Origin of the sequence: Acinetobacter sp. SwsAc6 (genome assembly GCF_013391565.1) — a bacterium.
Taxonomy (GTDB): domain Bacteria; phylum Pseudomonadota; class Gammaproteobacteria; order Pseudomonadales; family Moraxellaceae; genus Acinetobacter; species Acinetobacter cumulans.
The window spans coordinates 37,494-53,074 of record NZ_JACAXE010000025.1; the positions used below are offsets into that span (position 1 = coordinate 37,494).

Genomic DNA, 15,581 nt, shown 5'->3' on the forward strand with positions numbered 1-15,581 from the left:
ATCATTTCATCCATTCAGTGACTGAGCCGCAACCAGAGATTGTTTTTACACTCTGGTTATTTAGAGTGAGAGTACAGCCAGAAACTTTCGTTTCATTGCCCGTTGCAGTGAGTGTGTATGTTGAACCATCTGTAGATACATATTTATATTCAAATGCATTTGAAGATGGTGCCCAACTTTTAAATACTGTGTTTGCTACTAAAGCACTGCTGGTTGTTAGTGAAGCCGTAGGATAATTAAGTGTACGTTGATAATTATTCTCTGCAGAAAGTGATAATGCGATGAGATTTGATTGCGCTTCTTTAATTTTTGAACGAGTGATGTAGTTTTGATAGCTTGGAATAGCAATGGATGCCAATATTGCAATAATTACCACCGCAATAATTAATTCTATTAAAGTAAATCCGTTCTTATTCATATTTACCTCATCACGGTAATTAATTTTTACTTGTCTATATTGAGAATGTTTTTAGTTTAATCATGAAACACTATTTGCACAATAGTGAGAAATACATCTCAAAAATGCAACGATAAAGTAAAGTAATTTAAAGTTATGTAAGTATTTGTAACTATGTTTTTGTATTTTAGTGTAATATTCAAGTTTATTTTGTTGTATTTGTATTGGTTTAAATTTTATTTGTATTTGAAATATAACAATAAATATTGTTTTTAAAATCCATAGAATGTGAATATTGTCGTTAAATATTTAGATTTATAGATTTTTTCTGTGTATTTGTGTGTGCGGGTATAAATATTTTACTTTTAATTTTAAATAGATTTTATTTTTAAATTTAATTAAACAATATAATTTACTTTTTGGTTGATTATGCCAATCAATTTGAGATTAATTTTTTCACTGAGAAATAGGCTTCGGGATTAATTTATTGTGTAAGTCTCGGTTTGTGGGTTTTTGTTGATTTATTTATCATTTTACAGGGTGTGATTATAATTTATAAACGATAAAAAAAGAGCATATTTGCATATACTCTTTTTTAAATAGATTAAATATAGACTCAGATCAGCAATTAAAATACTGGAAAATTATCTTTTACAGTTTGTAACGCATTAACGGCCTAAAATCATTTCTAAAACGATTTTAGATCCAATGAAGCCGATAGCAAGTAGAAAAAAGCCGATGATTGTAAAGCGAATGGCTTTTTGTCCACGCCAGCCAAATTGATAATGGCCAATTAAAAGTGAACCATAGACAAACCATGAAACGATACTAAAGGCAGTTTTATGGGCAAGATGCTGGCCAAAGAAATTATCAATCGTAAAAAAGCCAAAACCAAGAGCGAGGGTTAGCAATATAAAGCCAGCAATAAGCATGTCAAAAAGCAGAGATTCCATGGCTTGAAATGACGGTAATAGACTGACCCATACACGGCGTTTTTGTTTGTTTTTGAGTTCGCGGTCTTGAAACCAAAGCAATACGGCATGAATAGTTGCCATTAATAAAATTGCATAGGCTGAAAGTGACAAAATGATATGAATGTCTAAGCCTAGGGAGTTTTGATTAATGAGCAGATCATGTTTACTAAAGGCAAAACCGAAAATAAGTCCTGTTGCTGCTACAGGTATTCCAATGAGGCTGAGCGCAAGAACTGGGCGGTAGGTACTAAATAAAAGACTCAGTAGTAACATTAACCCAGAGGTAAAAGACAAAATGTTGAAAACATTATAGTTAATACCAGCCGGGGTCAGCATGTCATTGAATAGAACACCTGCATGTAAAAGAAGACCTAAACCTAAAATAAGGCCAATAAACCAATGGTTTGGGCTACGTTTAGACATTAAGTGTATGAACAAATACCAAAAAGAGGTGGTATAGGCGATTAATGCTAAGATCGTATAAACCAAGGGGAGACTGATCATGTCAAACCTTTTTCAGGATGATTAATATTCATTTATATAAATTCTGCAAGAACTAAAGTATCCTATAGCATTCTATGCATAAATTTTCTATTTTAAGAAACAATTTTTTGCTCATGGCTATTTTAAGCGGAATTTGCAATGTTTGATACCTTAACAGAACGACTCACGCAGAGTTTAAGAAATGTTACTGGCTCTGGGCAGCTAACCGAAGACAATATTAAAGATACGTTACGTGAAGTGCGTATGGCACTTCTTGAAGCCGATGTGGCGTTACCTGTAACTCGTGAGTTTATCGCGAAAGTTAAGGAAGAAGCATTGGGCCAAGAAGTGATGACTCAGTTATCGCCAGGCCAAGCTTTCGTCAAAATCGTACATGACGAATTAACAAAAATGATGGGCGAGGCGAATGAAAGCCTTGACCTTGCAGCTAAGCCTCCAGTTGTTGTCCTGCTTGCAGGTTTACAAGGTGCGGGTAAAACTACAACGGCTGCAAAATTAGCGCGCTTTTTACAAGAACGCCAAAAGAAAAAAGTTGCGATGGTGTCTGCCGACGTTTACCGTCCAGCTGCGATTAAACAGCTTCAGACTGTTGCAGGCGAAGTTGGCGCGATTTTCTTCGAATCGAGCGCAGACGAAAAACCGATTACTATTGCCAACCGTGCCATTGAACAAGCGAAAATTCAATTTGCGGATGTATTAATTGTCGATACAGCAGGTCGTCTTCATGTAGATAACGAAATGATGGACGAAATTAAAGAGCTTCATGCGGCCATTAAGCCAACTGAAACTTTATTCGTTGTCGATGCAATGACGGGTCAAGATGCTGCCAACACGGCCAAAGCTTTTAATGATGCTTTGCCTTTAACAGGTGTGATCTTAACCAAAACTGACGGTGATGCGCGCGGTGGTGCAGCACTTTCAGTTCGTGCAATTACGGGTAAGCCAATTAAATTCTTGGGCATGGGTGAAAAACTTGATGCCTTAGAGCCATTCCATCCTGAACGTATCGCACAGCGTATTTTGGGCATGGGTGACGTACTTTCTTTGGTCGAAGAAGTTGAACGTAAAATCGACAAAGAAAAAGCCGAAAAAATGGCGAAAAAATTGCAAAAGGGCGGTAGCTTCAACTTTGAAGATATGCTGATGCAGTTTGAGCAAATGAATAAAATGGGCGGCATGATGGGCTTCTTGGATAAATTACCAGGCATGAGTAATGCTGGTATTCAAGATGCAATTGCGCAAGCAAACCCAGAAAAGCAAGTGAAAAAAATGGAATCGATTATTCAATCGATGACGATTAAAGAGCGCCGTAATCCTGACTTGATGAATCCAAGCCGTAAAAAGCGTATTGCAGCAGGTTGTGGTATGGATGTTGTTGAAGTGAATAAGCTTATTAAACAACATGCACAGATGGCGAAAATGATGAAGAAATTTGCTAATCCATCGGGTATGGCAAAAATGTTGAAATCATTGAGCGGTATGCAAAAACAATTTGGTGGCGGCGGTATGGGTCCACTCTTTGGTAATAAAGATCCAAAATAAATTTGGAATTTTAAAAAGGCGCTTTATGCGCCTTTTTTTTATGATTTTTTTAATGCTATTGATCTGAAAAATAATTGTGCTAAATGGCGTGTTTACACTTGTCAAAGTGATTGGAATCACGCCACAATGGTGTTTAAGAAATAAACAAAAGTCTGAAATATTCAGGATGATCATTCATTCAACATAAGAATTAAAAGCGATGATTAAAACAACCAAAAAAAATATTTATATTGTGCATGGCTACCAAGCCTCACCCAATGATCATTGGTTTCCTTGGTTGAGTAAGCGCTTGAATGACGCAGGTCATATCTCAAAACGTGTTGTGTTGGCAGAATCTGAACAGCCCAATTTTGAGTATTGGCAAAAATTTTTGTCCTTACAGATGTCGCGGCTAGATGAAAATACGATTATTGTGGCACATAGCCTTGGGTGCTTAACGACGTTACATTATTTAAGTACTTATTTTGAAGTGCATAAATCCAAGATTAAAGCCGGTATTTTTGTGGCAGGTTTTATGTCACCTTTAAAGGCTATTCCTGAACTAAACGATTTTATTCAAAAAGCCAAACTGAATCGGTTGGTGCTGGTTAAAGGCATGCCTTTATCGGTATGTTTACTTTCAAGTAATGATCCTTATGTGCCACCGCCTTTAACCTTACAACTGTCGAATTTAATTCAAGCTCAGAATATTGAAGTCAAAAATGCAGGACACTTTATGGCACAAGATGGCTATATCAAGTTCGAGCAATTGTGGGAAACACTGCAACCCTTATTAGCTTAAGGTTTTCCATGTTTTGCTTTGTATTTTCTTTATGGCTCTGAACATAAAAGGCGAACAGAAAACTATTTTCTGTTCGCCTTTTATTTTGATCAGTGAGTTGTTTTACGGTGTGCTGTGTTGCAAATAGTGTTGCAGGCCTTTCAGGAGCAAATCATTTTCAATACGTGGGGCATAGGGGCTTAGATATTTGGCAAATAATGCTGCATCGCCACCCGTTAAAATGAGCTGGCTTGGATATTTTTCTAAGACTTTTTCAATGGTGCTGAGTAGGCTAAGTAAAATGCCATGATGAACAGCATCAATGGTGTTTTTACCTGGGGAAAGTTCATCAAAAGAGGCATCTGGAATCTTAATCCCTTTGGTATTTTGAATCAGTGAATCACGTTGTAAATACAGATTCGGTAAAATGTAGCCACCTAAGTGTTGATAACCCTGAGATAAATCAATGGTGAGCGCAGTACCACAACTAATAACACAATACTGTTGTTCTGGGTTGTCAATCACGGCCAGCATTTGCAACCAGCGGTCGATGCCTAATTTGCTGGTGTCTTCATAAGCACAGCGTAAGCCCTGAAATTCCGCATGTACCTTGGCAAAGGTTACGGGCACATTTAAAAACTTCAGAATTTTTTGAATACGGTCATTATTTTTTTTGTCCTGTACCGAGGAAATACCGACTTGTTGCAAGTTTAAGTTTTTAAAATGTTGAATCAAGCCCAGTAAGAGCTCTGCTGGTGATTGCAGGTGGAGCTCTGCTGCATGCTCTATAATTTGATCATTCTGCGTGATCCAGTATTTTAGGCGTGTGTTACCAATGTCGAGCCATAAACTTTTCATATTTGACATCTCTTAGGCTTTAGACTTTAAGCGCAAACGGCCTTGGAAAAAGTGCTGTACTTCGCCTTGCTGTTGGATTTCGATGGCACCATCATTTCGAATACCCAAAAAAGTACCAGTAGTTAGGCCTTGTAGGTGTTCAAATTCAACCATTTGATTTTTGAAAGCCGCATAATGATTAAAGCGGGCTGCCAAATTGGTACAACCATGACTGAACCATTCACCAGCTTGCTGAATTGCCAGATATAATTCTGCTGTGAGTTGGATGCGGTTAAATTCGCTTAGGCCTAATTCGGTGAGTGAACTGGTGGCTTGATCAATGCCTTGTTTGGGTAGAGGTAGAACATTCAGGCCAACACCGACCACAGCTTGATGTGCATTGAGAGGTTCAACCAAAATGCCGCCCCATTTACCTTGCGTGCTATATAGGTCATTGGGCCATTTTATCTGTAAATTCAGATGCTCGAGGCTCGGCATTTGTAGGATATTTAAGGCAATTTCCAAAGCCAAACGTCCATCAATAGGTGTTTGCGTATTGAGCAATGTGCTTAAATAGATATTTCCTTCAGGTGAAACCCATTGGTTTTGACGTTGGCCTCGACCTTGGGTTTGCCGAATACTGGTCACCAAGACTTGCTGAATGCCTTTGAGGGCAATTTCGCGTACATCATCATTGGTTGATGTTGTCACGGGTTTGAGTAATAAGACTTCTGGCAGTTGATTGGCTTCAGTCAATATGTGTTGCAGTTGTCGCGTCTCTAAATCCATTTGAATCTGAGAAATGTGGAATAGTGTTCATGGAGTTAATCATATATTTGCTGATTGGTGCAATCGCTGGTTTTGCTGCAGGGCTTTTTGGTGTGGGTGGCGGTTTAATTATTGTGCCTATTTTGTACATAGTTTTTAGTCAAATGAACTACGATCCAGCCGTTTTAATGCACATGGCTGTCGGTACATCTTTAGCCACAATCATTGTCACCTCTATGAGCTCGGTGTCTGCACATCATAAAAAGGGTGCCGTGTTATGGAAGGTATTTGCCAATTTGGCTCCAGGTTTGGTGTTGGGCTCATTTTTGGGGGCGGGTATTGCGCATTATTTATCGGGTCAAGGCCTGCAATTGTTCATTGGTGGCTTCGCGCTTTGGGTAGCTTTTAAAATGTTTCGTGGTGCACATGCCAAAATTGACCCAGCGCAACATTTACCGTCTACGCCTATGCAAATGCTTGCAGGTGGCGGGATTGGTATTGCTTCTGCAATCTTTGGTATTGGTGGTGGTAGCTTAACGGTGCCGTATTTGAACCGTTGTGGCGTGGTGATGCAAAAAGCTGTAGCGACGTCTGCCGCTTGTGGCTTGCCGATTGCAATTGCAGGTGCGCTCGGGTTTATGTGGTTTGGTCAGCAAGCCCAAGTAGATTTACCACATACCATTGGCTATGTGCATATTTATGCCTTTATTGGCATTAGTGTGATGAGTTTTATGACCGCAAAGCTCGGGGCAAAAGTCGCACATCGCTTGTCTCCAGCCATGTTAAAAAAATGTTTTGCAAGCCTGCTCAGTACAGTAGGCATTTATTTTATTTGCCAGGGAATTTTACATTTTTAAGCTGAATCCTAAGACAAAGTGGCTTGAAAGCGCCAAGGATGGCGTTATAGACTGCAATTGACTGTATAGACAAAATATTGTCCTACAATGTTATGGTAATGTCGTGTAAAAAGCAGTTAAATCAGACCAGATTGCAATAAAAAATCGCATCTCATGCATCAATAAAAACAAGATAGGAATAGTATGCAGCAACAAGAAGCGGAGAGCTTGTCGGAGCAAATTGCCAAGCATATCAGTGAGCAGATCATTCGCGGTGAGTTGGTAGAAGGAGAGCGGATCCAAGAATTACGCATCTCTGCAGAACTTGATGTGAGCCGTGGCTCTGTACGCGAAGCTTTGCTTATTTTAGAACGTACGCAGCTGATTGAAATTTTTCCCAGACGCGGTGCGATTGTGTCAGAAATGTCGGCCTTACAGGTGCGGGCGTTATTTGATATGGCTTCACTCCTGCTCGGGCAGATTGTTCAACGTGTTTCTGAAACATGGCGGAGTTACGAAGCAGAGCGCATTCAGCTATTATTAGAGCAATTGAGCATTGAAACTCGACAAGGCAATGCAGAAAAGTTTTATGATCTGATCTTTCAGGCAATGGCACGCCAGCATGAAATGGTCGGGAATGCATATCTGATGCGTTATTATCAGGAACTGCTCCCATCATTGCGACGGAGCTATTTTTTAACCCTGAATATTTCTCGCAGAGAACTACAAGAATCTTTTGAGCTGTTTAAGATGGTTTCGGATGCAATTTTGATTCGAAAGGCACAACAAGCCACTTTATTTATGGAAGATTTTTGTCGACACTTACGGAACCTTGTGTTGGAATCACTGACACGGATGAAACAAATCGAACTCGCGTGGGCTAGACGTTCACGGCGTTAATCAGGACATTATGCGTTTAAGCAGTTTAAAACTTTCTGGCTTCAAATCTTTTGCCGATAATACGACTTTACATTTTAAAGATAGTCGCACCGCTGTAGTTGGGCCAAACGGTTGTGGTAAATCCAATGTGATTGATGCCATTCGTTGGGTGATGGGGGAGTCGAGCGCGCGCCAGTTACGTGGCGGTAGCATGCAAGATGTTATCTTTACAGGTACAGCTAAGCGCAAACCTGTAGGTGTGGCCAGTGTTGAGTTACGTTTTGAAAATACCTATGGCAAATTAGGTGGTGCGTATAATGCCTATAATGAATTGGCTGTGCGTCGTCAGGTAAACCGTGATGGTAAATCTGAATACTTCCTCAATGGAACCAAATGTCGCCGTCGAGATATTACCGATATCTTTTTGGGCACAGGTCTAGGGCCACGTTCATACGCAATTATTGAACAAGGCATGATTAACCGTATGGTCGATGCCAAGCCTGAAGAAATGCGAGTGTTTTTGGAAGAGGCAGCAGGCGTTTCGCGTTACCAAGCACGCCGTCGTGAAACCAATGTGCATTTAGAGCACACCACACAAAATTTATCGCGTTTAGAAGATATTGCGACCGAGCTCAAATCACAGCTCAAAACATTGCAACGCCAGTCCGAAACGGCAGTGCAATATAAAACCCTCGAAAAGCAAATTCGTACCATTAAAATAGAAGTACTGTCTTTTCAGTGTGAGCAAAGCAGTCGTTTACAACAAGAATATACTGTTCAAATGAATGATTTGGGCGAACACTTTAAGTTGGTACGTTCTGAATTGAACACCCTTGAGCATGATTTAAGTTCGACCAGTGAATTGTTCCAGCGATTAATTCAGCAGTCCACGCCTTTACAAACAGAGTGGCAACAGGCTGAAAAAAAATCTGCTGAATTGAAAATGACTTTGGAGCAAAAGCAAAGTTTATTCTCACAAAACTCTGCCAACTTGGTGCAACTCGAACAGCAAAAGGCACAAACTAAAGAACGTCTACAATTGTTAGAACTGCAATTGGACACTTTGCATGAGCAACAAGATGATTTAAATGCTCAGCTCGCAGTGCAAGAAAGTCAGGGGCAAGAAAGAACACAAGGCTTGAGTGATTTAAAAGCGCAGCACAGTATGGTGCAGCAGCAGTTTGAGCAAGTTAAAACGCAAGTTGAAAAGCAACAACAAAATAAGCTCCAAATGCTGGCACAGCTAGAACAACTAGGTAAAAATATCAGTCGTTTAGAGCAACAAAAAGCAACCTTGCAACATCAAGCATCGCAAATTTTAAATCAAGCACAGCAAGATGAGCTCGAACAGCTTGAGCAGAATAAGCAAGATATTCGTGAGAAATATCAACTCACCGAGCAACAGGTGATGGTGTTTAGCAACGAGTTAGAACAGCTCAATACACAGCAACAACAGCAAAAAGCACAGGTGCAACAGTTAAAGTCAGACATACAGATTTTGTTATCTGAGCAAAAAAACTTAAATCAGTTGCTCACCAAAGCTACGCCTAAACAGCAAGCGGATACGGTGCAATTGATGCAGTCACTGCAATTGTCTGCCTTAGGTAAAACACATGCAGCTTTGATTGAAAAGTTTTTGGCCAAATGGCTCCATGCGCAGGTTTTAACAGCAACTGACGCTTTTCAAGATGGCCATGCACGTCAGTTAAAAGCGACGGCTGATCTGTCGCAGATTCAATTAGACAATTTGGCTTGTTTAGCCACATGGATTGATACGCCACACTATTCACTTTGGCAACAGGTGGCGGTGGCGGATGACCTAAACACAGCACTGCGCTATCAAAGCCAATTAACGACAGGTCAGTCCATCCTAAGTTTGGATGGTTATCATGTTGGGCCCGACTGGGTGATTGGCTTGGACTATGATGAAGACAGTCAAGCAGGCCAAGGTGCGCTCAGTCATCGTATTCGTTTGGAAGAAATTGACGCGCAATTGGTACAGCAACACGCATTGTTGACACAAGCAGAAGAGGCACTTCCACAGTCTTTAGCGCAAGTTCAACACGCACAGCAACAATTACAGGCTGCGCAAACAGAGCTCAAACAACTGCAACAGGCATTGCAACAAGCCGATGTTGCCATTGTAAAAGTACAAAGTACAGCACAAGCTTTTGCAGTTCAAAAGCAGCAATTGTCTGATCAGTTGATTCAGGTTGAGGCACAGCTGGAAGAAGACGCAATGCAAAAAGATGATTTAGACATCGACTTGCATGCCTTGAATATGAAGCTAGAACAGGCTTTACCTCAATATAAAACATTGCAATACCAGCTGGACGAGTTGAACCAGAATTTAGACGCGCGTCAGCAGTCAACACAGCAAGCACAACAAGAATTAGAGCTGATTCGTCGGCAAGTATTACAGGCCACACAGCAAATTGAATTGTTGGAAAAAGACAGCGTATTTTTAAAGGCGCAACGCTTACAAATTCATACGCAGATGGAGCATGCACAACAATTTGTTGATCCAATACAGCTCGAGTTACCAACTTTGCAATCGCAATACAGTGAACAGTCTGAATTGACTGCCAAACTGCAAAAAACTTGGACGGAGTGGCAACTTGAACTGAATAATGTGCAGAATAAACAACGTGAATTGACTGAGCAACGTCATAGTCATCAACAGCAAGATGAAAAGCTCAGAACAGAGCTCGAACAAAAGCGTTTAGCATGGCAATCGGCGCAGTCAGATCTGCAACATTACACTGAACAATTAAAAGAAATGAACAGTGAGATGCTGACTGGCTTAAATATTGATATTGTCAGTCATCAACAGCAGTTGGAAAAAGCACAAAAGCAATTTGAAAAACTCGGTGCAGTGAATTTGGCTGCTTCAGAAGAATATGAAGAAGTCTCAAAACGCTATGAAGAACTGAGTCATCAAATTGAAGACTTGGAAAAAACCGTTGAGCAATTACAAGTGGCCATGAAGAGCATTGACCAAGAAACCCGCAAGCTCTTTATGAATACCTTTGATCGGGTAAATGCTGAATTACAGGAATTATTTCCAAAAGTATTTAATGGTGGTGAAGCTAGCTTAAGTTTAGAAGATGGTTGGCAATCTGGGGTGAAGCTGATGGCTCGTCCACCAGGTAAGCGCAACAGTTCATTGGCCTTGCTTTCAGGTGGTGAAAAGGCGTTAACTGCTTTGGCACTGGTCTTTGCGATCTTCCGTTTGAATCCCGCACCATTTTGCGTATTGGATGAAGTTGATGCGCCTTTGGACGATGCCAATGTAGGAAGATTTTGTAATTTAGTAAAAGAACTTTCTGAACAAGTGCAATTCATTTACATTACACATAATAAACTGGCGATGACCATGGCAACTGATTTGCTCGGTGTGACCATGCCAGAACCGGGAACGTCTAAATTGGTCACTGTCGATTTAGAACAAGCAAAAGAATACGGTTTAGTTGCGGAGTCATAGTATGGAAATTACCACAATCCTTGGGATTGTTGTTGCAGTGGTTATTATGCTACTGGGCATTCGATTATTGCTGAAAAAGCCAGCAGAAGTATCACCTTCGTTGGAAACGGATTTACATATTCATCCTGACTCGCAGCAACCTGTGATTCCACGTCATGTTCGTGAGCAATTGCAAACGGAAGCAGAAGTGCGTAAAGAGCCAGTTTTAGCTGAAGCTGAACCTACTGAAGCCAAAGAAGCACAGCCAGAACCTGTTACAGAAAGCGCTACAAATGATGCGAATGTTGAAAAAGCTGAAAATGCCGACGTTCAAACGGTACGTGAAGTGACGGTGAGTACGGCGGTAATTGCTGAAGCGGTGAAGGCCGAGGAAAAACCTTCAGAGCTGAGCTTGAATCACATTGAAAAAGCTGAAATTTCTGAATTTGAAGATGAAAGTAATATTCTTGATGCACATTTGCATGAGCAAAAGTTGGTGGATGAAGAAAGTGCTTTGGCTACAGCAGAAACGTATATTGCTTTGAATGTCTATTCAGATAGTCGTGCATTATCAGGTGAAAAAACCCTGAAAGTGCTGATGAAATATGGTTTACGTTTTGGTGAAATGGCATGTTTCCATCGTTATAGTGAAGACGATAGCAAGTTATTGTTCTCAGTATTGCAAATTGGTAATGATGGTGCGGCGGCAGGTTTTGATTTAGAAACATTATCGACTGAGCAAGTGAAAGGTTTGGCCTTCTTCTTAGCATTACCACATAGCGATGTGCAAAACGCCTTTGATACCATGGACAGTATTTCGCGTCTGATTGCACGTGAAATTGCAGGTACGGTTTATGATCAAAACAATCAGGAATTTACACCGCAGCTACGTGAACATTGGCGTCATCAAGCCATTGATTATCGCTTAGGGCAAGCGGTAGAAGCTTAGGATTGCAACGGGTCACGCTGATTTTTATAATATAGATCAGTGATAGAATTTTTTGAGGGCGGAAATTTACCGCCCTTTTTTATGGTGAAGATATGACACAACCGCAACCGGTCATCGCGCAAATGCGCCAGTTGATTCAAATTTTGGCGCAGCACAATCATGCCTATTATGTAATGGATCAGCCGACCATTGAAGACAGTGAATACGATCAGCTTTTTCACCAGTTAAAAGCATTAGAAACCCAGCACCCTGAATATATTCAAGCAGACACGCCAACCAATAAAGTCGGTGGCAAAGCGCTGTCTAAATTTGAAAGCGTGACCCATGCAGTGCCTATGCTGTCACTGGGTAACGTGTTTAATCAAGAAGACTTATTTGCTTTTGCGCGCCGTATTGAAGAGCGTCTGCCGAATCAAAAAATTGAATATGATGTCGAGCTGAAATTTGATGGCTTAGCGATTTCGCTTTGGTATGAACATGGCGTGCTGGTACGTGGTGTGACGCGCGGTGACGGTGAAACAGGCGAAGACATTACCCAAAATGTTAAAACCATTCGCAACCTGCCTAAAGTGCTGACATCAGCTTCTGCAGAAATTCCAGCTTTATTAGAAGTACGCGGTGAGGTGCTGATGCCGAAAGCCGGCTTTGAAAAGCTGAATGCGGAAAATGAAGCCAAGGGTGAAAAAACCTTTGCCAATCCGCGTAATGCAGCAGCAGGCAGTTTACGTCAGCTTGATCCAAGTATTGCAGCTTCACGTCCATTGGCGTTCTATGCTTACGGGATTGCGCAGTGCGAGCCGAATCATGGGCAAAGCACCATGTCAGCCAGTCTTGAATGGCTGACACAGTTTGGCTTTGCGGTGGGCGAGCGTCATTTTGTTTGCGACAGCATACAGGCTGTGCAGCAGGCTTATGAACAGATTAATGCAGAGCGTCCTGAGCTGACTGTTGAAATTGACGGTATGGTGATTAAAGTCAATGATCTGAAACAGCAGCAGACTTTGGGCTTCTTAAGCCGTGAACCGCGCTGGGCAACAGCCTATAAATTTCCTGCTGTTGCAGCGTTAACTACCGTGGATAATATTGACTGGCAAGTGGGGCGTACAGGTGCTTTAACGCCTGTGGCACGGTTGAACCCTGTGGCAGTTGGCGGTGTAACGGTTTCAAATGTAACCTTGCATAATATTGGTGAAATTCACCGTTTGGATGTGCGCATTGGTGATACCGTGAGTGTTTACCGCAGCGGTGACGTGATTCCAAAAGTCGAAAAGGTTTGGCCTGAGTTTCGTCCTGTGGATGCTGTTGAAGTGCATCTGCCTGAAAGCTGTCCTGTGTGTGCATCGCCAGTGGTGATGCCTGAAGGTGAAGCTTTGGCGCGCTGTTCAGGCGGTCTATATTGCGCGGCGCAGCGTATCGAAGCGATCCGTCATTTCGTTTCACGTAAAGCCATGGATATTGAAGGCCTAGGCGATCGTTGGGCGGAATCATTGCTGCATTTGGATTTACTGAAAGATGTGGCTGATATTTACAGCCTGCATGAACACCGTGACAAGCTGCTGACCATTGAAAAAATGGGTGAGAAGTCAGTACAAAACCTGATTGATTCGATTGAAAACAGCAAGAAAACTACTTTAGGTTCATTCATCTATGCCTTGGGTATCCGCGGGGTAGGTGAAACCACGGCACGCATGTTGGCGAATACTTTCCAAACTTTTGATGCGATTCGAGTTGCTGATTTAGATGCTTTGAAAAAAACACCGGATGTAGGTGATATCACTGCTGAATGGATTGTCGACTTTTTCCAAGCACCGCATAACCTTGAAGTAGTTGAGCGTTTGCTGGCTGCAGGCATTCATTGGGATGCGCCAGTTGCACCAAGTCGTCAACCTTTAAATGGCGAGAGTTGGGTAGTAACGGGTACATTGAGCACGATGGGTCGTGATGAAGCGACGCAGTTGCTGCAAACACTCGGCGCTCGTGTCAGCGGCAGTGTTTCGAGTAAAACCAAATGTGTGGTTGCTGGTGAAAAAGCTGGTTCTAAACTGGAAAAAGCTGAAAAATTAGGTATTCCAGTCATCAATGAAGCTGAATTTATTGAGTTGATGAAAAGCCATGGGCAAATAGAATAATTTGCAAAGCTGAAAAAACCGCCCTAGGGCGGTTTTTTTATGATCTGTTAAGGGATGTATTTTTTCACAACACCGTCATCCAGCAGCTGCTGGAAATGCTCAACTAAGCTGTTTTCAATATTGCGATATTGAATGCCCAATTCGGCTTGGCTCTTAGACGCATTAAAGTAGATAGGATAACCCATATTGAGTTCAACAAAAGATTTGGAAAAACCAGCCAATGGGCCAAACAATTTAAATGCAGCTTTAGGCAACTGATTGCGCGGGAAGGGGAATTTAGGGCCGAAGTTTTGGCGCAGAATTTTACCCATTTCCAGCAGGCTGAGTGAGCCACCACTGATGATATAACGGCCTTTTGCATTTGGGTTAAAAGCTGCCTGCAAGTGAGCATCGGCAACATCACGAACATCGACAATGCCATTCCACATCGGCGGTACACCGGCGAGGGTCATGCCGTTGGCAAATTGCTCTAGCACTTCAACGCTGCCAGACTTGGTCATTGCTGTCAGTGAAGGGCCGAGCACAAGCGCTGGGTTGACACAAACCAGTTCCCAGCGGTTTTGCGCTTTTTGCATATCCCACGCTTTGCGCTCCGCCATGACTTTTGAGTATGGATAGGGTTGATGGGTTTCGGAGCTGGTGGTATTCCAGTGAGACTCATCAAATTGATTATTTGCCGTTTGCTTAATGTCGATCGCATCGCCATAAGTAGAGGCAATACTGGAGGTTACCACCACACGTTTTACAGATTCTGTTTGGTTTACGCTGTTTAGGACATTTTCTGTGCCTATTACCGCAGGCTCAATAATGTCTTTTACCGCATCTTTATAATTGGTCACCACAAAAGGTGAGGCCATGTGCAACACAATTTCACAGCCTTGCATGGCTTCATCAAAGGCATGCGGTGTAAGTAAATTGGCTTGAAACAGTTTGAGTGTGCCAGCGCTTTGGTTTGCGATATTTTCTAAGTGAGCAAAGCTTTTTTTCTTATTCAGATCACGTACGGTGGCGTGAACTGTATGTCCTTGTTCAAGCAGATTTTTAATGACCCAGCTGGCAATATAGCCAGTGGCGCCTGTAACGAGTATCGATGTTGTATTGGTATTCACATTCTTCAACTTTCATGGGCTTATTTTTTTATCATATTGAGAATATTTAGTTTTGTCTTTGATTGATTTGAAAAAATATATGTTGATGATTGGGTTTAATGCGCACTAAATTCAGCGGAAAATGCATGTGTATGCTGTAAAAGTGATTATTAATCGATTTTAAAAACACGAAAATGGGGTGAGTGTTGGATAGATGCAAATTCTTAGTATCGTGGGCGCAAAATCTCATAAATAAATGGACAAAGAGTCATATCTAACTTGTGAGCTTTAACTTAAAGCCTAGATCTTAGGTCTGGGCTTCTTCTGCTATTCACCAATTAAAATGTCTATGCGATAAACCATTTAAAATGTCCTGTTTTTAACTGCAAGAGTCAAGAACAGGATTTAAATATCTTTGTTCAATAACAGCTTTCTGAGCTTTACGACTCGGCATA

The 15,581-nt window shown here is 41.5% G+C and carries 12 protein-coding genes; 7 read left to right on the forward strand and 5 right to left on the reverse strand.

What is annotated here, in order from left to right; all coding sequences use genetic code 11:
* Position 1 precedes the first annotated feature (1 nt).
* A complete protein-coding gene (locus tag HYG93_RS14655; RefSeq protein WP_106985985.1) occupies positions 2-418 on the reverse strand; it encodes a type IV pilin protein in 417 nt (138 codons plus the stop codon).
* A gap of 647 nt (positions 419-1,065) precedes the next feature.
* Positions 1,066-1,875: an inner membrane protein YpjD gene (locus HYG93_RS14660; protein ID WP_106985984.1), complete on the reverse strand. Its 810-nt coding sequence runs from the start codon at positions 1,873-1,875 to the stop codon at positions 1,066-1,068.
* Positions 1,876-2,013: 138 nt separating this feature from the next.
* Here HYG93_RS14660 and ffh point away from each other — a divergent pair, with 138 nt between their 5' ends.
* Positions 2,014-3,417, forward strand: coding sequence for a signal recognition particle protein (gene ffh, locus HYG93_RS14665; protein ID WP_106985983.1), 1,404 nt, complete (start codon positions 2,014-2,016; stop codon positions 3,415-3,417).
* Positions 3,418-3,616: 199 nt separating this feature from the next.
* Positions 3,617-4,198, forward strand: coding sequence for an alpha/beta hydrolase (locus HYG93_RS14670; protein WP_218646836.1), 582 nt, complete (start codon positions 3,617-3,619; stop codon positions 4,196-4,198).
* Positions 4,199-4,300: 102 nt separating this feature from the next.
* Here the strand turns inward: HYG93_RS14670 and HYG93_RS14675 are convergent, their stop codons facing one another.
* Entirely contained in the window at positions 4,301-5,035 is a 735-nt protein-coding gene (locus HYG93_RS14675; protein WP_106986022.1) for a type III pantothenate kinase, read from the reverse strand.
* Positions 5,036-5,047: 12 nt separating this feature from the next.
* Positions 5,048-5,803, reverse strand: a complete 756-nt coding sequence (locus HYG93_RS14680; RefSeq protein ID WP_106985982.1) for a biotin--[acetyl-CoA-carboxylase] ligase — start codon at positions 5,801-5,803, stop codon at positions 5,048-5,050.
* A gap of 29 nt (positions 5,804-5,832) precedes the next feature.
* On the opposite strand from HYG93_RS14680, the gene HYG93_RS14685 reads away from it, so the two are divergent.
* The 5 genes from HYG93_RS14685 (at position 5,833) to ligA (ending at position 14,038) form a co-directional block, all read left to right on the forward strand.
* Positions 5,833-6,639 (forward strand): sulfite exporter TauE/SafE family protein, encoded by an 807-nt coding sequence (locus HYG93_RS14685; RefSeq protein ID WP_106985981.1) that lies wholly within the window; start codon positions 5,833-5,835, stop codon positions 6,637-6,639.
* 183 nt (positions 6,640-6,822) lie between these two features.
* Positions 6,823-7,518, forward strand: a complete 696-nt coding sequence (locus HYG93_RS14690; protein ID WP_106985980.1) for a GntR family transcriptional regulator — start codon at positions 6,823-6,825, stop codon at positions 7,516-7,518.
* A gap of 10 nt (positions 7,519-7,528) precedes the next feature.
* Positions 7,529-10,981 carry a chromosome segregation protein SMC gene (smc, locus tag HYG93_RS14695; RefSeq protein WP_178962584.1) on the forward strand — a complete coding sequence of 1,151 codons (3,453 nt, stop codon included), beginning with the start codon at positions 7,529-7,531 and terminating at the stop codon, positions 10,979-10,981.
* A gap of 1 nt (position 10,982) precedes the next feature.
* On the forward strand, positions 10,983-11,909 hold the full coding sequence (locus HYG93_RS14700) for a cell division protein ZipA C-terminal FtsZ-binding domain-containing protein (RefSeq protein WP_106985978.1): 927 nt from the start codon (positions 10,983-10,985) through the stop codon (positions 11,907-11,909).
* Between the two features lie 92 nt (positions 11,910-12,001).
* Positions 12,002-14,038, forward strand: coding sequence for an NAD-dependent DNA ligase LigA (ligA, locus tag HYG93_RS14705; protein ID WP_106985977.1), 2,037 nt, complete (start codon positions 12,002-12,004; stop codon positions 14,036-14,038).
* A gap of 47 nt (positions 14,039-14,085) precedes the next feature.
* Here the strand turns inward: ligA and HYG93_RS14710 are convergent, their stop codons facing one another.
* Complete coding sequence (locus HYG93_RS14710; RefSeq protein ID WP_372659091.1) at positions 14,086-15,147, reverse strand: SDR family oxidoreductase; 1,062 nt, start codon at positions 15,145-15,147, stop codon at positions 14,086-14,088.
* Positions 15,148-15,581 lie beyond the last annotated feature (434 nt).